The following is a 16,946-nucleotide window of genomic DNA, read 5'->3' as shown; positions in this document are numbered from 1 at the left end:
CCGACCACCCCAGAACGGGGCATCGGCCACCAGTCGCGGAAAGCCGGGACTATGTCCCGGCCCGGTACTGCCCTCTGGGGATTGCGCTTCGCGCACTGAAGACGTCACTCCTAGACGCAAATCCGGAAAAATACGCCGCCAGTATACGTGTCCATCGCAGATTCGGCTGCGAGAACGTCATCACGATCTCCCAAGCAGTGCCAGCAGCTTCGTCTGCGCATCGGCGTCGGCCGCCACCGGTCGCGGCGGGGCGAAGATCCCCATGCCCTCCCAAGCCGGGATCTGCGGGGCGAACACCGTGCGCACGGCAGCCACCAGCGCCGGATCCAGCCGGTCGTCGTCGCCGATGCCGCGGGCCAGGTCCCAGGCGTGCACGGCAAGGTCCAGCGTCATCTGCCAGCCGTAGTCCTCGGCCGGGATCACGCCGCCGGTGACGTTGACCTCACCGCTGGTCGCCCCCGGTTCGTCCCACGCGCGCCGGGCCGCCGCGGCTGCCTCCCGCCACGCGCCGACCGGTTCGGTGCCCAGCACGTCGCCGTCGAAGCGGTCGCCGACCTCGTCCAGAGTGGCGCCGTCGAGCAGCCACGGCGCCCACAGCTGCTCGGACACCAGGTGGTTGAGCAGATCCCGGACGCACCACTGCGCGCAGGGCGTAGGGGAGTCCCACTGGTCGTCGCCGATGTGCCCCACCCGGTTGTCGAACTCCGCCATGGCCCTGCGGTGCGCATCCAACAGCTGCATGATTCCTCCTGTGAATTCGGTCACGGGGTGCCCAGTGGTGGCGGCGGAATCCCTGGCCAGGCGTCCAGTGTGGCCGGATCGGGGTGTGCGCGGCATCCGCGCCGCGGCGGGTTTACGCCCCGGTGGTCTGAGCCACTTCTGGTCGCCGTAACCTGCCGCAGTTCGTCGGGCGGCCACCGCCGCCAGGTCACCCAAGAGAGGACGTGATCGTGAGCACACCCACGGTTGCGGACGCACCGCAGCGGGGCTTCTTCGGGCACCCGCGCGGCTTGTCGACGCTGTTCTTCACCGAGATGTGGGAGCGGTTCTCCTACTACGGCATGCGAGCGATCCTCGGGTACTACCTGTACTTCGCGGTCGCTGAAGGCGGCTTGGGCATCCCCGAGTCGACCGCGCTGTCGGTGGTCGGCGTCTACGGCGCCTCGGTCTACATGACCGGTGTCCTCGGTGGCTGGCTGGCGGACCGGGTGGTCGGCGCCCAGCGGGCGGTGTTCTACGGCGGCTGCGTCATCATGCTCGGCCACATCAGCCTGGCCCTGCCTGGCGGCGTCGCCACGGTGGTGCTCGGGCTGGTGCTGCTGGTGATCGGCACCGGCCTGCTGAAGCCGAACATCTCGGGCCTCGTCGGCGGACTCTACGGCGAGAACGACACTCGCCGCGACGCCGGGTTCTCGATCTACTACATGGGCATCAACCTCGGCGGGTTCCTGGCCCCGTTCGTTGTCGGCACCCTCGGCGAGAAGGTCAGCTGGCACGCCGGGTTCGGTGCGGCGGCCGTCGGCATGGCGCTGGGCCTGGTCCAGTACCTGCTCGGGCGCAAGAACCTGGGTTCGGCCGGGCGAGCACCGGTCAACCCGCTGCGCGCCGGGCACAAGGGCCGGGTGCTGGGCCGCACGGCCGGCCTCGCCGCGGTGTTCATCGTGGTTCTGGTGGGCCTTTCGGTCAGCGGTGTGATGGGCCTGGACGGCCTGGTCAACCTGATCAGCCTGATCTCGGCCGTGCTGCCGATCGTCTACTTCGTGGTGATGCTCTCCAGCAAGCAGATCACCAAGATCGAGCGGGACCGGCTGATCGCCTACATCCCGCTTTTCCTGGCGACCGCGCTGTTCTTCCTGCTGTTCGAGCAGCAGCCGAACACGCTGGCGAACCTCGCCGAGGCGGACACCGACCTGAACGTCCTCGGCTTCGTGATCCCGGCTTCCTGGTTCCAGTCCATCAACTCGCTGGCGATCATCCTACTGGCGCCGGTGATGGCGTGGCTGTGGACGAAGCTCGGCGAGCGGCAGCCGTCCACCCCGCAGAAGTTCGTCGGCGGGCTGTTCTTCGTCGGCGTCTCGTTCCTTTGGGTGGTGCTGTCGAAGTTCGTTGCCGGTGACGAGAAGCACCTGCCGGTCATGCTCGCGCTGGTGTTCGTGATCATGACCGTCGGCGAGCTGATGCTCTCGCCGGTCGGCCTGTCGGTGAGCACCAAGCTGGCGCCGAAGGTCTTCGCCTCCCAGACCATGGGCCTGTACTTCCTGGCCCCGGCGATGGGGCAGGGTCTGGGCGCGCAGGTCGTGAAGCTGTACTCGGTGGACAACCAGCAGGTCTACTTCGGCATCGTCGGCGTGGCCACGATCGGTTGCGCGGTCCTGCTGCTGCTCGCCTCGAAGAGCATCAAGCGCTACATGCACGGCGTGAACTAGGGAATTTCCAGGCTCTCGTCTGCGTGGCGGTGCTTCAACAGCAGACCACCAGGGCAAACGGGCGAAGGCCGGTCCCGAAGATCCCGGAACCGGCCTTCTCACGGCGGACGGACTCAGTGCAGGTCGAAGGTCCGGGCGGCCGCCGGGTTCTTCGGGCCCGGCACGCTGACGTTCCCGCTCGGCACCACGCCCCTGACCAGGTAGTCGGTGCCGATTCGGTCGGCGTCGGCGTTGCCGGCCAACGCCCACACCCCGTGCTTGCCCGTGTCCTTCTCGGTGACCAGCACCGAGGACGGCAGCGATCGGTGCCGCAACCTGAACACCCCGGCCAACGCCCGGGATCTGGACCGCGAATGTAGGACAAACAAAAAAGACCCCCTCCCGGCCGAAGCCGGGGAGGGGCTTCTTGTGTTCTCTGACAACTAGAATGTACCGGTCCGGTTCGCTGTCCGGCAGGCTGCCCCGCCGAGGTGCTCGACTCCTACGACCTGATCGGGTTCGACACCCGCAACACCGCGCACAGCAACCCGATCACCTGCGTGGACCCGGCGACCTTCTGGAAGAACCCGCTGCCCGACCCGGACTCCCCGCAGACCCGGGAGCAGAACTGGCGGCGCGCCCAGGAGTACGCCGACGGCTGCCAGCAGCGCGCCTGCTACTGCCGCGTCTACATAGCCTCAGTGAGGAGATGTCTTTTCACGCGCCTGGCAAGAAGATCCACCAAAGCTTCCATTTCTTTCATGTCTTGCTGGCGGACCGGCAGACATATGCGGGATGTATGGTCACTCGTCGAACTTTCGACATTTCTGAATTGCTCAACATTTGACGGCTTGAGGATGCCGAGCTCGTACCCCAGAATCACCGCGCCGACACGGTTGCGTAGATTAAACTTGCGGTAGAGACCACCCAGTCGGGACTTTACGGTATCTTTCGAGATGAACAACCGCATCGCAATTTCACTGTCGGTAAGTTCGCAGGCAATACAATATATGACGTCCCTCTCTCCCTTGGTGAGATTTATCAACTCATCGGTGCTGAATCTTTGCGGTGAATTTCTCACTACATTAGAACCGTTCGTACTAGTTTGAAAATGACGGAATCACGTGGGTGCGGCCGCGACGGAACCGATGCCGGGCCGTGTCTGGGGTCATGCGGTACGTCTATTCCGTCCGATAGCCACTTCGGCGGGTGATTCTTCCCGCATTGCCTCTTCAAGGCAGTCGCGGCACGGTCTCACGAGTGGTGGCGTATTGGACTTGCCCATGTTGAGCCCGCATCGCGACGTCGCAATGGTGCCGGGCTTGCGTTCGTGCACATACCCGAGATGGTCAGTCCAAACCACCCGGACCCCAGGCACACACGCGTACCCTTCCATCGCGGGCGCTGGTCCGAATACGACCGACCCGCTCACTCTGTGCCCCCGTCTGATCTCATGGCATGCGCCCGAACGTGAAGTACATGGGAGAGTCGCCGCAATTTGTCCGCTAGCGCTACCTGATTCTCTAGCGGGTATTCCCCCCGCACGATATTGAACTGCGCATCGCTGATTGCCCATTGGACTTCAGCAAGCATCACAGCAAGCGTATCGGCCGGAACCTGACTCACCACGGGTGGAATATCGGCCAGTCGATCAGCTCGGCCAAGGACGACTAGCAGGCAGGGAACGCACGGTGCCCCCTCACCTTCCTTGCACACCTCCACCTGCACGCGTGGGAACTTCTCCCCAGACACGGACGTCACCGTGCCATCCCGAGATTCTTCCGATCCCTCCGCGCAGTGCAGGACACGTTTCGATTCACGGACGACGCCATGTTTGTAGCGGAACCACTGCACGTTGCTGCCCTCGGGCATCTGGTCGGGCCGACCAGCTGCCATCGGCGAACTCGTTCCCACAACTGGCTCCTCCTCCTTGTTCTGGTAGGGCAGTCCCCGCCGATCGGTCGGGGGGCACTTCGCGAGTACCCGATCGACGGGGACCGCCCGGGAGAAAGTTTGTCGGCGCAGGACGAGTGCAGGTGATACGCGACGTATCACTACCCGATTGGGCTAATTAGTGAACGTTCAACGTCCTAGCGAGAGTGCGCAGTTGTGGTGATTTCGATGCCGGGGTGTGTAGTAGGTCCCTGACAATGGATTTCGGCAGGCGCTGATTTTTAAACCAGAAGGGTACGGCGGCAGCGGTTGCCGATAGCAGTGCAACTGCCCTGTCCTTATCCCCGGTTCTGAGGCATACCAATGCGCGATCTGTATCGTGCCTGCATTTACTTAAGATGGGTAGGGCTGAGCTGCCCCCTGGCATGGTCTTAGTCGCTGCTAGTGCGTCGCCGAATTCGCCTAGATTGATCGCTATGTCTGTATGCTGCATCGCGATCGATGACGGACCGAAGATACTGCCGTGGTGGCACTGTCCGTCAGGGACCTTTGCGGCTATTTCTCGCGCCTCGGACAAGAAATGCTTTGCATCCACAGCGTTACCTGCGCGTGCTTGCGCGTTACCCGCCTGAAGCAACAGAGATCCGTACACGCTCATTTGGGGAGTGGTGTAAGTCCTGCCCGGTTCTATCGCTACGGCGGTTGAAACAGACAGATCTCGTGATTCCTCGTACCTGCCGGAAACCATGAGCTGCCAGGCCAAAGACCCCGTTACGGATGCCGTCATTACGGGATCGTCTAGCTCAGTGGATAGGCTAATAGCCCTCTGCGCGGCTATATGTGCTGCGTCAGGATGCCGTAGTACCGTGAGCGTCCGGGCAGCAGCCCACAGAACCCGTGACAAGGAATAGATGTAAACCGGTCGATCGGCGTCGGCCGACGTGGCAAGCCCCGACTCTAGTCGCCTGATTCGCTCCGGTAGCGCGCGCACAGCGTCGTCATGCTGCCCACTCCAATACGTGCGCCACGTCGCTATTTCGACAAAGCGTGCTTCTTGAATCGTCGCAGGGTCATCCTTCGGGGGGGTTGCCAGACTTACGGCGTGACGTAGCGCCGTCACCCCTTGATCCTGGTCGTGTTCCGGTATCGAGACCGGTACCAGTAGATCCGCGAGTGTCACATCAAGAGCGCGGGCGATTTTGTGGAGGCTTGCGACGCTCGTTGTCTGCCTCGCACCCTGCTCAAGCTTGCGGATCAGGACAACAGACAGACCCGCCCGGTCCGCAAGCGCCTGTTGTGTGTAGATCGCCCCACGCAGCTCCCGTATGCGGTCACCTAGTGACCGTTGGTTACTCATGTGGCCACGGTACAGCCGAGTTGCTCTGCGGAGAAGATGATGCTAATGCGCTCCGTGACAGCTGCCGCATATCTGGCAGGGCACTCCTACGCCGTGTAGCTCTACGTGGATTTCCATAGCGTCTGTTGCCATCTGCCCCGTGTCGACAAGCACGCGGTAGCACCGAGGGCCACCGATTGGGCAAACCCACCAACGGCGTCCGTCGACTAGGACAGCGTCGTAGCCGCTCTCAGACTGGGCCAACTGGGACATGTGAGCCATGCTAACCGGACTGGGCCAGCAACCGAGCCAACGACAGACAAACGTGACACGTTCGGGCTTATGCCCCGGCCGAAGTTGCTCACGTCGTCCCAGCTCGCAGACGAGCTGGGGGTCTCGCGTCGTTCAGTGGCGAGGTACGTGCAGGCTGGGATCTTGGTACCTGAGCTGTTCACGCCAGGTGGTCAAGCCAGGTTCGACCTGGAGGACAGCAAGGAACAGCTCCGGGAGCACACGCGCAAGATGCGCGGTTCCGGTTCTTAAGTGTGTTGTGTTCGAGCAGCAGCCGAACACGCTGGCGAACCTCGCCGAGGCGGACACCGACCTGAACGTCCTCGGCTTCGTGATCCCGGCTTCCTGGTTCCAGTCCATCAACTCGCTGGCGATCATCCTACTGGCGCCGGTGATGGCGTGGCTGTGGACGAAGCTCGGCGAGCGGCAGCCGTCCACCCCGCAGAAGTTCGTCGGCGGGCTGTTCTTCGTCGGCGTCTCGTTCCTTTGGGTGGTGCTGTCGAAGTTCGTTGCCGGCGACGAGAAGCACCTGCCGGTCATGCTCGCGCTGGTGTTCGTGATCATGACCGTCGGCGAGCTGATGCTCTCGCCGGTCGGCCTGTCGGTGAGCACCAAGCTGGCGCCGAAGGTCTTCGCCTCCCAGACCATGGGCCTGTACTTCCTGGCCCCGGCGATGGGGCAGGGTCTGGGCGCGCAGGTCGTGAAGCTGTACTCGGTGGACAACCAGCAGGTCTACTTCGGCATTGTCGGCGTGGCCACGATCGGTTGCGCGGTCCTGCTGCTGCTCGCCTCGAAGACCATCAAGCGCTACATGCACGGCGTGAACTAGGGAATTTCCAGGCTCGTCTGCGTGGCGGTGCTTCAACAGCGGACCACCAGGGCAAGCGGGCGAAGGCCGGTCCCGACGATCCCGGAACCGGCCTTCGCACGGCGGACGGACTCAGTGCAGGTCGAAGGTCCGGGCGGCCGCCGGGTTCTTCGGGTCCGGGTCCGGGTGGCCCGGCACGCTGACGTTCCCGCTCGGCACCACGCCCCTGACCAGGTAGTCGGTGCCGATTCGGTCGGCGTCGGCGTTGCCGGCCAACGCCCACACCCCGTGCTTGCCCGCGTCTTTCTCGGTGATCAGCACCGAGGACGGCAGCGATCGGTGCATCTCCACGGCGCCCGCGTAGGGGGTGGCCACGTCGTACTCCGAGTTGAACACCAGCAGCGGCGGCAGCCCCTCACCGGTGATCTTCACCGGCTGCTGCCGGGGACCGTGCCACACCCGGCACGGGGCGACGCCCCAGCTGTTGTACCAAGCCCCGAGCGGGTTGTTGGCGGCCAGCTCGGCGGAGTCGAGCTCCCATTCGCGGCGGCGGGCGGGCCATGGGGCGTCCGCGCATTCGACGGCGTTGTAGATGGCGTTCTCGTTCTCCGCGGCCGCATCCTTGGTGGAGACCTGCGCGACGAGCTTCTGGTCGTCGTTGCGGAGGCTGAAGTCGGCGATCGCCTCGGCCAGCGCGGTCCAATTGTTCTCGCCGTAGAGCGCCATGAATGTGATGTCGATGAACTCCAACGGGCCTAGCTTGCCGCGCGCGGCCTTGCGCAGCTCGGCCTGGATGCCGTCCCAGGCGGCCTGCACCCGGGCGCGGTCGGTGCCGAGGTGGAACACCTGGTCGTGCCGGGCGATCCAGTCGAAGTAGCGGCCCAACCGCAGCTGCGCGGCGATGTTCTGGTTGAGGTTGTTGCGGTACCACACCTCTGAGGTGTCCGGGTTCACCGCGCTGTCCAGGATCATCCGGTCCACGCGCTCCGGGAACAGCTGGCCGTACACGGCGCCGAGATAGGTGCCGTAGGAGTAGCCGAGGTAGCTGATCTTCTGCTCGCCGAGCGCTTCCCGGATCCGGTCCAGATCCCGGGCGTTGGCCGGGGTGTTCAGGTGCGGCAGGTACTTGCCGGCGCGCTGCTGGCAGCCGTCGGCGTACTCCTGGGCGCGCCGCCAGTTCTGCTCCCGGGTCTGCGGAGAGTCCGGGTCGGGCAGCGGGTTCTTCCAGAAGGTCGCCGGATCCACGCAGGTGATCGGGTTGCTGTGCGCGGTGTGGCGGGTGTCGAACCCGATCAGGTCGTAGGAGTCGAGCACCTCGGCGGGCAGCCTGCCGGACAGCGAACCGGCGAAGGCGATGCCCGGGCCGCCCGGACCGCCGGGGTTGACCAGCAGCGAACCGCGCCGGGCCTCAGGCTTGCGCGCGGGGGTCTTCGAGACCAGCAGCTGCAGCTTCTCGCCGTTGGGCGCGTCGTAGTCCAGCGGCACTTCGACGTTGGCGCACTGCATCTGCGGGTGGGGCTTGCTGATGTCCTCCGGGCACGTACCGAACTGCAGGCCAGGCGCGGCCTGGGCGATCACCCCCGTGACGGCGGTGCCGGTCAGCACCGCCGTCACGGCTAGACCGAGTGCGATCGAGCGCTTCACATGCGTCTCCTCACGGAATGAGATCGGGATCGAACGGAGCGTAATCGTTGATCCGACACCGTACCCGGCAGCGAAAGTACGTGTCCCCCGGCCGTTCCCGGGTCACGCCGCCCGCAGGGCATCCGCGACCGGGGGTTCCCTTGTAGACGGTCGGGGTGCGGAATGCGAAGCCGGTTTCGGTGACGGCGCGGGCCAGCTCGGCGACCCGTTCCGCGGTGGGTGCCTGAAGGCGGCGATTTCGCGCGAAATCGGCACCTGCCAAGCGTGGAGAACGGCGATTTCGCGCGAAATCGGCGTTCCGCCCACCGGGGTGGTCGCTGGTTCCGCGTGAGAGCTCAGCCGATCGGTTGTTTCTCGGGGGTGGCCGCGCCGAGCTCGCGGGCCAGGTCTTCGACGACCTGCGCGGTGCGGTCCAGCCAGCGGATGCTGCGGTGCAGGGAAGTGGGGCCGTCGGTCAGTGATTCGGCGATGTCGTGCAGCGCGTCGGCCGTGCGGTGCGCCGAGGTCATCGCCGCTTCGAAGCTGACCTGCGCCTCGTCGGTCATCGACTCCACCGCGTCGGCCAGCGCCCACAGCAGTTCGGAAAGCCGGTTGCGCGTGTCGTCGTCGACCATGTCGGCAGTGGCCGACAGCGCCACCGCTAGGTTGCGCACGTAGTAGGCGCAGCCGCTGAGCATCGCCACCGACCGGTGGACCTGGCTTCGCAGGGAGCGCAGCCGGTAGCTGGTCAGCGGCTTCGCGCTGTTGATCACCCGCTGCAGCCCGTCGTCGAGCTCCCGCATCGACTCCTGCAGCCCGTTGGCCGTGCCCAGCTCGCTGATCTCGGTGCCCGTGCCGCGCAGGAAGTCGCGCAGCGACAGCAGGAAGTCCTGGATGTTGTCGCGCACCAGGGAGCGGGTGCGGGTGGGCAGCACGAACACCGCCGCCAGCGCACCCGCCGCCGCGCCGACCGCGGTCTCCCACAGCCGAGCCTCCAGGACCGCCACGTTGAAGGTGCCGAGCATCCCGTAGAGCGCGCCGAGCAAGGTGGTGATGAAGAACGTCATCACCGCGTAGGAGTAGCCCGCGAAGTAGAAGCCGAGGAAAACGCAGACCAGGATCATCGCGATCTCGGCCAGGGTGTTGCCGGTGATCTGCGCGGCGACCAGGATGCCCGCCACCACCCCGAGCACGGTGCCCGCGGTGCGCTGCCACGCCCGTACCAGCAGCTCGCCGCGGCTGTTGGTGCTGATGAACACGACGAACGCGGTGATCACCGCCCAGTACCACCGGTTCGGCGAGACCAGCTGGCCGAGCATGATCGCCAGCGCCGTCGCGCAGGTCACCTGGATCGCCATCCGCAGCTCCGGCCGCTGCAGCCCGGTCTCGCCGTCGTCGGATGGTTCCGCTTCCTCGGCCGGTTCCGGTGCTTCCTCGACCTGGCGCTCCCCGCCGAGTTCACCGGTCGCGTCGGCCAGTTCCGCGAGCCCGGCGCCGAGCCGCCGCACCGCCACGCGACCTCCACTGAACCCTGCTGCTCGATCCGCTCGGCGACCAGCCGGGTGGCTTCCCGGATCTCCTCCGGCTCGGTGCGCAGCACCGCGAGCAGCGCGCCGATCGCGTGCGGCACGGTGTCGCCGCCGCTGGGGTGGTCGACCAGCCGCATCAGCGGGGTGAGCAGGTTTTCGGCCGCGAGCTCGACGTCCAGGATGCGCTGCCGCAGCAGCTCGCGGCCCGCCTCGTCGAGGGTGTCGAGCTGGCCGACGGTGTTCTCCAGCATCAGCGAGGTCTCGTTGAGCCGGACCGAGCGGTTGTGCAATTCGCGGCGGCGCTGCGCCGAATCCGGGTGCTCGGCGACGTCGCGCACCGCGTGCAGCAGGCCGTGCACCCGTGCGAGCAGCGTGCGGCGGCCGCGTTCGAGCACGCCTTCGGGATCGTCGCGCAGCACCACGAACCGCATCACGAACGCGGACAGCGCTCCGGCGACTGCAGCCGCGATCAGCGCGGGCAACTGCGGCAGCTGCGGCTCAGGAACATCGCGAAGAAGTAGCCCATGAACGCGACCATGCCCAGCGGGAAGAACCGCGGTCCGAACCGCCGGATGTAGGTGGACGCGAAGATCACCACCAGGAACAGCAGGCTGTGCGGCAGCGCCCACGGCGCGGTGAGGATCGACAGCAGAAGTGCGAACGCAGCGGGCAGCGGCATCAGCAGGTTGGTGATCTGCTGCTGACGCCGGTCCGGGTCGTTGACGCCGAGCGAGGAGTTGATCGCCACCACCGCGCCGATCATCGCCAGCGGCAGCGGCTGCCCCCACCACGCGAGCAGCGGTAGCATGATCGCGATCGCGAGCGCGACCGACAACGTCACCCGAGCCGCGGTGCGCAGTCGGCGCAGCGACGGATCGGAAGCAATGAAGCGGTTCCACCACTCGCTCCACATGCGCCGCACTGCTCCTTAGCCTTAGCAGCCTGTTGGTGAATGGTCTGGGTGGGTGGTCGCTTAGCGGAACCTGAGAGGTTCCCTGGACTGCGGGTGCCCCTCCTGATGTATGTCCAATACGCGGCGGAGGGGCCGTCCTCGCCAGAAAACCGCTCAGAACCCGCCGATGGTCGTCTTGGCAAGGTGAATGCAAGCGGCTACGCCGCTTCCAAAGGCGCGGACGGCATTCGCCGACAGGCTCTCAGACGGGCAAGGACCAGCTGGAGGACGGCACGAGTGGCGGAACCTCGGACGTCGCCTGGACTCCAGGATGTCCGGGCGGCCGTCCTCGCGGGAGGACCGCTGAGAACCCCGCGGCGGTGGGGAGCGCAAGCGCCGCTTCGAGGGCGCCGACCCGGGCCCTCAGCCGCCGCGGTGGCGGCGGACGCTCTCCTCTACCAGGTCCAGCACCGAGCCGAGGTGCTCGGCGGGCAGGCCCATCGCCAGGTGCGACAGGAGGCCTTCGAGCACCAGTTCCAGGTAGGCGGTCAGCACGTCCACGTCGACGTCGTCGCGGAGGTTCCCGGCGTCGCGCTGCCGCTGCAGGCGGGCGCGGGTGGCCGTGGTCAACTGCTCGGAGCGCTGCGCCCAGCGCGCCCGGAACTCCTCGTCGGTGCGCAGCCGGCGGGACACCTCCAGGCGGGCGCCGAGCCAGTCCACGCCGGGGGTGTCGCCGCCGTCGGCGGGATCGTCGAGCAGGTTGCGCATCACCTGCACCAACCCCTGCTCGGCGACCACGTCGGCCATCCGGGTCGCGTCGTCCTCGGCCAGCGCGAGGAACAGCGATTCCTTGTCCTTGAAGTGGTGGAAGATCGCGCCGCGGGACAGGCCGGTCGCTTCTTCCAGCCGTCGCACGGTGGCGCCTTCGTAGCCGAAGCGCGCGAAGCACGACCGGGAGCCGTCGAGGATCTGACGGCGCCGGGCGTCGAGGTGGTCCTGGCTGACCCGAGGCATGGTCTGATCGTCCCAGGTCCGGCCGCCACATTGCAATCCGTACGTACGTTTTGCTGCGCTCGTCTCACCCCCTGGTGGGTCCTCTCGAATCATATGGTCGCCGCGGCCGGCGGAGTCGTTACTCGTGCGCCGCGTCGCTAGTCGGGAAAAGCGGGCGGGGAAACGACATTCCCCGTTCTCGTAGCAGCTGCCGGGCTCAAGAACAAGGGTCGCGGACGTCAGAGGGGAGCGGTAGCGTCGGTAACCGGCCAATTACAGGCGGTGATCATATTGCCCGTTTCGACCGATCCTGCAGCCGCTGACTTCCCAGTCTCCCGGGTCCGCACCCGGGCCGAGGCGGAGGCCTACGTGGCGTCGGTGTGCTTCAAGCACGGCCCACCGCGGCTGCTCGGCATCGAACTCGAATGGACCGTGCACCACTCCGACGACCCGACCCGAACGCTCGACCCGGCGACGCTGATCGCCGCGCTCGGCCCGCACGCCCCGCGCTCCCTGGTCCCGGACAGCCCGCAGCGGAAGTTGCCCAACGGCTCCGCGCTCACCGTCGAACCCGGTGGCCAGGTCGAGGTCTCCAGCCTTCCCACCACGTCCATGCGGTCGCTGTTCGAAGTCGTCGCGGCCGACGCCGAGTACGTCGAGCGCCGGTTGCGCGCCGCCGGGCTGGTGCTCGGCGACCAGGGCACCGACCCGTGGCGGTACCCGAACCGGATCCTGCGGGTGCCGCGCTACGCCGCGATGGAAACCGCCTTCGACCGCATCGGCCTGGACGGCCGCTTGATGATGTGCAGCACCGCTGGGGTGCAGGTCTGCCTCGACGCCGGCGAACCGGACCGGGTGGCCGCTCGCTGGGCTGCGCTGCACGCGCTGGGGCCGGTGATGATGGCCATGTTCGCGAACTCGCCGATGCTGTTCGGCGAACGTACCGGCTGGGTGTCCACCCGCACCCGCGCGCTGCTGCGCACCGATCCGCCGCGCACCCGGCCCGGCCCGATCACAGTCGACCCGGCCACCGGCTGGGCCAAGCGGGTGCTCGACACCACGATCGTGTGCCTCCGCCGCGACAACGGCGACTGGACGGCGCCCAGCGGCATCAGCTTCGCCGAGTGGATCCACGGCGCGCTGCCGGATCCGCCCACCCGCGACGATCTCGACTACCACCTGTCCACGGTGTTCCCACCGGTGCGGCCGCGCGGCTACTTCGAGGTCCGCTACCTCGACGCGCAGCCCGGCCAGGACTGGATGCTGCCCGCCGGGGCGCTGATCGCGCTGTTCCGCGAGGAATCCACGGTGGACAAGGTGCTCTCGGTGGCGTCACCGGCGGCCGGCCGCTGGGTGCACGCCGCACGGCACGGCCTGCGGGACCGGGCGTTGGCGCGCACCGCCCACGACGTGTTCGAGCTGGCGTGCCGGCACTTGCAGGATCCGGACAGCCCGGCGGGACTGCCCGACCGGCTGGCGGATTTCGTGGCGAAGCGGCTCGCCGCGGCCGACGAACGCTGAAAAACCGGAGGTGACCGGTGGAAAGCACGCAAGATCTGGCCGAACTGGGGATATCGAACTTGCGCTCGCACGTGGCCGCCGAACTGGCGCGCACCCGGCAGCGCAGCGCGGTGCTGACCGACGCCGTCGACGACGAGGACCTCGTCAAACAGCATTCGCCGTTGATGTCGCCGCTGGTCTGGGACCTGGCGCACATCGGCAGCCAGGAGGAACTGTGGCTGGTGCGCGATGTCGGCGGCGCGCCGGCGATCCGCCCGGACATCGACGAACTCTACGACGCCTTCCAGCACGCCCGCGCCGACCGCCCGCAGCTGCCGCTGCTGGGGCCGGCCGAGGCGCGCGACTACGTCGGGACGGTGCGCACGAAGGTCTTCGACCTGATCGACCGAGTTCCGCTCGAGGGGCGGCGGCTGGTCGAGCAAGCCTTCGCATTCGGCATGATCGTGCAGCACGAGCAGCAGCACGACGAAACGATGCTGGCCACCCACCAGTTGCGGGACGGGCCGCCGGCCCTCACCGCAGACCCACCGCCGCCCGGCGCGGCAGCGCCGCAGGCCGAGGTGTTCGTGCCCGGCGGGCCGTTCACGATGGGCACTTCGGCGGAACCTTGGGCGCTGGACAACGAGCGACCGGCGCACCAAGTGCACGTCGACGACTTCTACCTCGACAGCACGCCGGTCACCAACGGCGCGTACCTGGCTTTCATCGACGCCGGTGGGTACGACGATCCGCGCTGGTGGAGCGGCGCGGGCTGGGCGTACCGGCAGCGCGCCGACCCGCGGGCGCCGCGGTTCTGGCGCCTCGACGGCGACCGGTGGCTGCGGCGCAGGTTCGGCCACGTCGAACCGGTACCGCCGGACGAGCCGGTGGTGCACGTCAGCTTCCACGAGGCCGAGGCGTACGCGGCGTGGGCGGGCAAGCGGCTGCCCACCGAAGCCGAGTGGGAGAAGGCCGCGCGGTTCGATCCCGCCAGCGGCCGGTCCCGTCGGTACCCGTGGGGCGATGACGATCCGCGGCCCGAACACGCCAACCTGGGCCAACGGCACCTTCAACCGGCACCCGCCGGGGCGTACCCGGACGGGGCCGCGCCGTGCGGCGCGCGGCAGCTCATCGGCGACGTGTGGGAGTGGACGGCGACGGATTTCCTGCCTTATCCCGGCTTTTCGGCCTTCCCGTACCGCGAGTACTCCGAGGTGTTCTTCGGGGCCGACTACAAGGTGCTGCGCGGCGGTTCCTTCGGCACCGACGCCGCCGCGTGCCGCGGCACCTTCCGGAACTGGGACTACCCGATCCGGCGGCAGATCTTCGCCGGATTCCGGTGCGCCCGGACACCACGACGCGGGGAGCGCGACTGACCGATGTGCCGACACCTGGGGTATTTGGGGCCAGCCGTGTCGCTGGCGGAACTGCTGCTCGAACCGGCCCATTCGCTGCTGGAGCAGGCGTGGGCGCCCGACGACATGCGCGGCGGCGGCACGGTCAACGCTGACGGCTTCGGCGTCGGCTGGTACCGGCCGGACGGCGCCACCGCCCGCTACCGCGCCGCGATTCCGATGTGGACGGACGGATCCTTCCGGCAGATCGCCGCGGACGTGCGCAGCGGCGCGGTCGTCGCGGCGGTCCGCTCGGCGACCGCCGGGATGCCGGTGACGCCTGGCGCGTGTGCCCCGTTCACCGACGACACCTGGCTGTTCAGCCACAACGGCCGGGTCCCCGGCTGGCCCGATTCGCTGGCGAAACTGGCCGCCCGACTGGAAGTCGTGGACCTGCTGACCCTGGAGGCGTCGACCGACTCGGCGGTGTTGTGGGCGTTGTTGCGGCAGCGGTTGGTCGAGGGGGCGAAGCCGGATCAGGCGGTGCGGGAGCTTGTCGGCGAGGTCGTCGCCACCGCGCCGGATTCGCGGCTGAACCTGCTGCTCTCCGACGGTACCCGCCTCATCGCCACCACCCGGACGCATTCCTTGTGGGTGCGCCGCACCGAGACGGCGGTGACGGTGGCCTCCGAGCCGTTCGGCGCGGACACCGGCTGGGTGGAGGTCCCGGACCGGTGCCTGCTCGTCGCGGACACCGAGAACGTCCAGCTGTCGTCGTTGCCGGGAGGGGATCGATGAGCGAGCCGGAACTGGTAGTCCGATTCACCGAGGAAGACGCGGCCCGGGAGCTGCGCGCCGAGGCCCGCGCGGGCCTGACCGACAGCCCGAAGTGGTTGTCGCCCAAGTGGTTCTACGACGCCGTCGGCAGCGACCTCTTCGAGCAGATCACGGTCCTGCCGGAGTACTACCAGACCCGGGCCGAGCAACAGATCCTCCAGCAGCGCGCACTGGAGGTCGCCGAGATCACCGGCGCGGCCACCCTGGTCGAGCTCGGGTCCGGTTCGTCGGAGAAGACCCGGCTGCTGCTGGACGCGTTGCGCAAGAACGAAACCCTGGAGCGATTCGTGCCGCTGGACGTCTCGGGCGCCGCGCTGCGCGCCGCGGTGGAGTCCATCGCGCTGGACTACCCGGAACTACGAGTGCGCGGCGTCGTCGACGACTTCACCAGCGGCCTCTCCGCGTTGAACGCGGGCGCCGGGCGGCTGGTCGCGTTCCTCGGCGGCACGATCGGGAACCTGCTCCCCGCCGAGCGCGCCCGGTTCTTCGCCGCCGTGCGCGCGGCGCTGCGGCCGGGGGAGTGGCTGCTGCTGGGCACCGACCTGGTGAAGGACCCCGACCGGCTGGTCCGCGCCTACGACGACGCCCGGGGCGTGACCGCGGATTTCAACCGCAACGTGCTGCGGGTCCTCAACCGGGAACTCGGCGCCGACTTCGAGCCCGGGAACTTCCGGCACGTGGCGTTGTGGAACGCCGAGCAGGAGTGGATCGAGATGCGGCTGCGGGCGCAGCGGCCGATGCGGGTCGGGCTGCCGGGACTGGGGTTGACGGCGGATTTCGCCGAGGGCGAGGAAATCCGCACCGAGGTCTCGGCGAAGTTCCGGCACGATCGCGTTCGCGACGAGCTCGCGGTGGCAGGCTTCGAGCTGCACCGCTGGTGGCTGGACGACGCGGCGGACTTCGCGCTCTCCCTGGCCGTGGCGCGGTAGGGCCGATCGGTGAATCCGTCGGTGATCACCCCACCGGCGGGTGATCAGAATGGCGCGTGCTGCCGGGCGCACGACTATTGCGGCGTAGTGTCCGTTTTTCCCGAAGAAGGGACGATTTCGATGCGGCTACGCGCAATTGTCACCGCGGCTCTCGGTGCGGCCGGTCTGCTGCTCACCCTGCCCGGTTCCGCGCTCGCGGCGCAGGGCGAGTTCATCTACTCGTTCGACCGGTACGGCGCGGTCCAGCGGGATGGGCTCTTCGATCCGGCCGGGCGGTTCTGCCACCGGCTCGACCTGCCCAACCAGTCCGTCCCGGCCTACCGGGTGCAGAACCGGACCGACGCCACGGCGGTCGTCTACCTGGACGACAGCTGCGCCACCGACGTGTTCTACGTGCTGCGGCCCGGGCAGAGCGCCCCGGCCGGGGTCAAGGTGCGATCGGTGATGTTCTCGCGCTGATCTGCGTCGACGAACCGCACCTGTCCGGGCTCCGGACAGGTGCGGCTACACCCGCCACCAGAAGGTGCACGTGCGTGTTTTTGGGTGCTATGACGCCCAAAAGTACGCACGGGGCTT

General features: G+C 67.6%; 17 protein-coding genes. 8 read left to right on the top strand and 9 right to left on the bottom strand.

The genetic code is table 11. The features are described 5' to 3' along the window. Positions 1 to 180: 180 nt before the first annotated feature. Positions 181 to 741: a TIGR03086 family metal-binding protein gene (locus FDZ84_RS35735; RefSeq protein ID WP_168589431.1), complete on the bottom strand. Its 561-nt coding sequence runs from the start codon at positions 739 to 741 to the stop codon at positions 181 to 183. Between the two features lie 209 nt (positions 742 to 950). Between FDZ84_RS35735 and FDZ84_RS35730 the strand changes: the two genes are divergently transcribed. After that, a complete protein-coding gene (locus FDZ84_RS35730) occupies positions 951 to 2,426 on the top strand; it encodes a peptide MFS transporter (protein ID WP_371812738.1) in 1,476 nt (491 codons plus the stop codon). A gap of 113 nt (positions 2,427 to 2,539) precedes the next feature. Here the strand turns inward: FDZ84_RS35730 and FDZ84_RS35725 are convergent, their stop codons facing one another. The 3 genes from FDZ84_RS35725 to FDZ84_RS35710 all read right to left on the bottom strand — a co-directional run bounded on the left by FDZ84_RS35725 (position 2,540) and on the right by FDZ84_RS35710 (position 5,655). After that, positions 2,540 to 2,740: a hypothetical protein gene (locus FDZ84_RS35725; protein ID WP_246868667.1), complete on the bottom strand. Its 201-nt coding sequence runs from the start codon at positions 2,738 to 2,740 to the stop codon at positions 2,540 to 2,542. 353 nt (positions 2,741 to 3,093) lie between these two features. Beyond that, complete coding sequence (locus FDZ84_RS41400; protein ID WP_168589430.1) at positions 3,094 to 3,486, bottom strand: response regulator transcription factor; 393 nt, start codon at positions 3,484 to 3,486, stop codon at positions 3,094 to 3,096. Between the two features lie 990 nt (positions 3,487 to 4,476). Further along, positions 4,477 to 5,655, bottom strand: coding sequence for a helix-turn-helix domain-containing protein (locus FDZ84_RS35710; RefSeq protein WP_168589429.1), 1,179 nt, complete (start codon positions 5,653 to 5,655; stop codon positions 4,477 to 4,479). Between the two features lie 321 nt (positions 5,656 to 5,976). Here FDZ84_RS35710 and FDZ84_RS35705 point away from each other — a divergent pair, with 321 nt between their 5' ends. Both FDZ84_RS35705 and FDZ84_RS35700 read left to right on the top strand, forming a co-directional pair. Continuing rightward, positions 5,977 to 6,177: a helix-turn-helix domain-containing protein gene (locus tag FDZ84_RS35705; RefSeq protein WP_168589428.1), complete on the top strand. Its 201-nt coding sequence runs from the start codon at positions 5,977 to 5,979 to the stop codon at positions 6,175 to 6,177. A 7-nt stretch (positions 6,178 to 6,184) separates the two neighbouring features. Beyond that, positions 6,185 to 6,754, top strand: a complete 570-nt coding sequence (locus FDZ84_RS35700; protein ID WP_246868666.1) for an oligopeptide:H+ symporter — start codon at positions 6,185 to 6,187, stop codon at positions 6,752 to 6,754. Positions 6,755 to 6,865: 111 nt separating this feature from the next. Here the strand turns inward: FDZ84_RS35700 and FDZ84_RS35695 are convergent, their stop codons facing one another. The 5 genes from FDZ84_RS35695 to FDZ84_RS35685 all read right to left on the bottom strand — a co-directional run bounded on the left by FDZ84_RS35695 (position 6,866) and on the right by FDZ84_RS35685 (position 11,791). Next, positions 6,866 to 8,377, bottom strand: coding sequence for an alpha/beta hydrolase (locus FDZ84_RS35695; RefSeq protein ID WP_168589427.1), 1,512 nt, complete (start codon positions 8,375 to 8,377; stop codon positions 6,866 to 6,868). A 335-nt stretch (positions 8,378 to 8,712) separates the two neighbouring features. Next, positions 8,713 to 9,675 carry an FUSC family protein gene (locus tag FDZ84_RS38350; protein ID WP_246869278.1) on the bottom strand — a complete coding sequence of 321 codons (963 nt, stop codon included), beginning with the start codon at positions 9,673 to 9,675 and terminating at the stop codon, positions 8,713 to 8,715. A 23-nt stretch (positions 9,676 to 9,698) separates the two neighbouring features. After that, a complete protein-coding gene (locus FDZ84_RS39785; protein ID WP_246868665.1) occupies positions 9,699 to 10,367 on the bottom strand; it encodes a hypothetical protein in 669 nt (222 codons plus the stop codon). Next, a complete protein-coding gene (locus FDZ84_RS38345) occupies positions 10,355 to 10,798 on the bottom strand; it encodes a hypothetical protein (RefSeq protein WP_210435329.1) in 444 nt (147 codons plus the stop codon). Before FDZ84_RS38345 ends, FDZ84_RS39785 begins: the two co-directional genes overlap by 13 nt. Before the next feature lie 402 nt (positions 10,799 to 11,200). Then, complete coding sequence (locus FDZ84_RS35685) at positions 11,201 to 11,791, bottom strand: TetR/AcrR family transcriptional regulator (RefSeq protein ID WP_168589426.1); 591 nt, start codon at positions 11,789 to 11,791, stop codon at positions 11,201 to 11,203. Positions 11,792 to 12,061: 270 nt separating this feature from the next. On the opposite strand from FDZ84_RS35685, the gene egtA reads away from it, so the two are divergent. The 5 genes from egtA (at position 12,062) to FDZ84_RS35660 (ending at position 16,829) form a co-directional block, all read left to right on the top strand. After that, on the top strand, positions 12,062 to 13,291 hold the full coding sequence (egtA, locus tag FDZ84_RS35680; RefSeq protein WP_168589425.1) for an ergothioneine biosynthesis glutamate--cysteine ligase EgtA: 1,230 nt from the start codon (positions 12,062 to 12,064) through the stop codon (positions 13,289 to 13,291). A gap of 17 nt (positions 13,292 to 13,308) precedes the next feature. After that, positions 13,309 to 14,646, top strand: coding sequence for an ergothioneine biosynthesis protein EgtB (egtB, locus tag FDZ84_RS35675; RefSeq protein ID WP_168589424.1), 1,338 nt, complete (start codon positions 13,309 to 13,311; stop codon positions 14,644 to 14,646). A 3-nt stretch (positions 14,647 to 14,649) separates the two neighbouring features. Then, complete coding sequence (gene egtC, locus FDZ84_RS35670) at positions 14,650 to 15,402, top strand: ergothioneine biosynthesis protein EgtC (protein WP_168589423.1); 753 nt, start codon at positions 14,650 to 14,652, stop codon at positions 15,400 to 15,402. Next, on the top strand, positions 15,399 to 16,370 hold the full coding sequence (egtD, locus tag FDZ84_RS35665) for an L-histidine N(alpha)-methyltransferase (RefSeq protein WP_168589422.1): 972 nt from the start codon (positions 15,399 to 15,401) through the stop codon (positions 16,368 to 16,370). Before egtC ends, egtD begins: the two co-directional genes overlap by 4 nt. 120 nt (positions 16,371 to 16,490) lie before the next feature. Then, a complete protein-coding gene (locus FDZ84_RS35660) occupies positions 16,491 to 16,829 on the top strand; it encodes a hypothetical protein (RefSeq protein WP_168589421.1) in 339 nt (112 codons plus the stop codon). The last annotated feature ends 117 nt before the right edge of the window (positions 16,830 to 16,946 follow it).

The sequence above is a fragment of the Saccharopolyspora sp. ASAGF58 genome (assembly GCF_012277335.1).
In the GTDB taxonomy this organism is placed as follows: Bacteria; Actinomycetota; Actinomycetes; order Mycobacteriales; family Pseudonocardiaceae; genus Saccharopolyspora; species Saccharopolyspora hattusasensis.
Note: the sequence above shows the minus strand (reverse complement) of the source record. Positions and strands in the feature narration are given on the sequence as shown.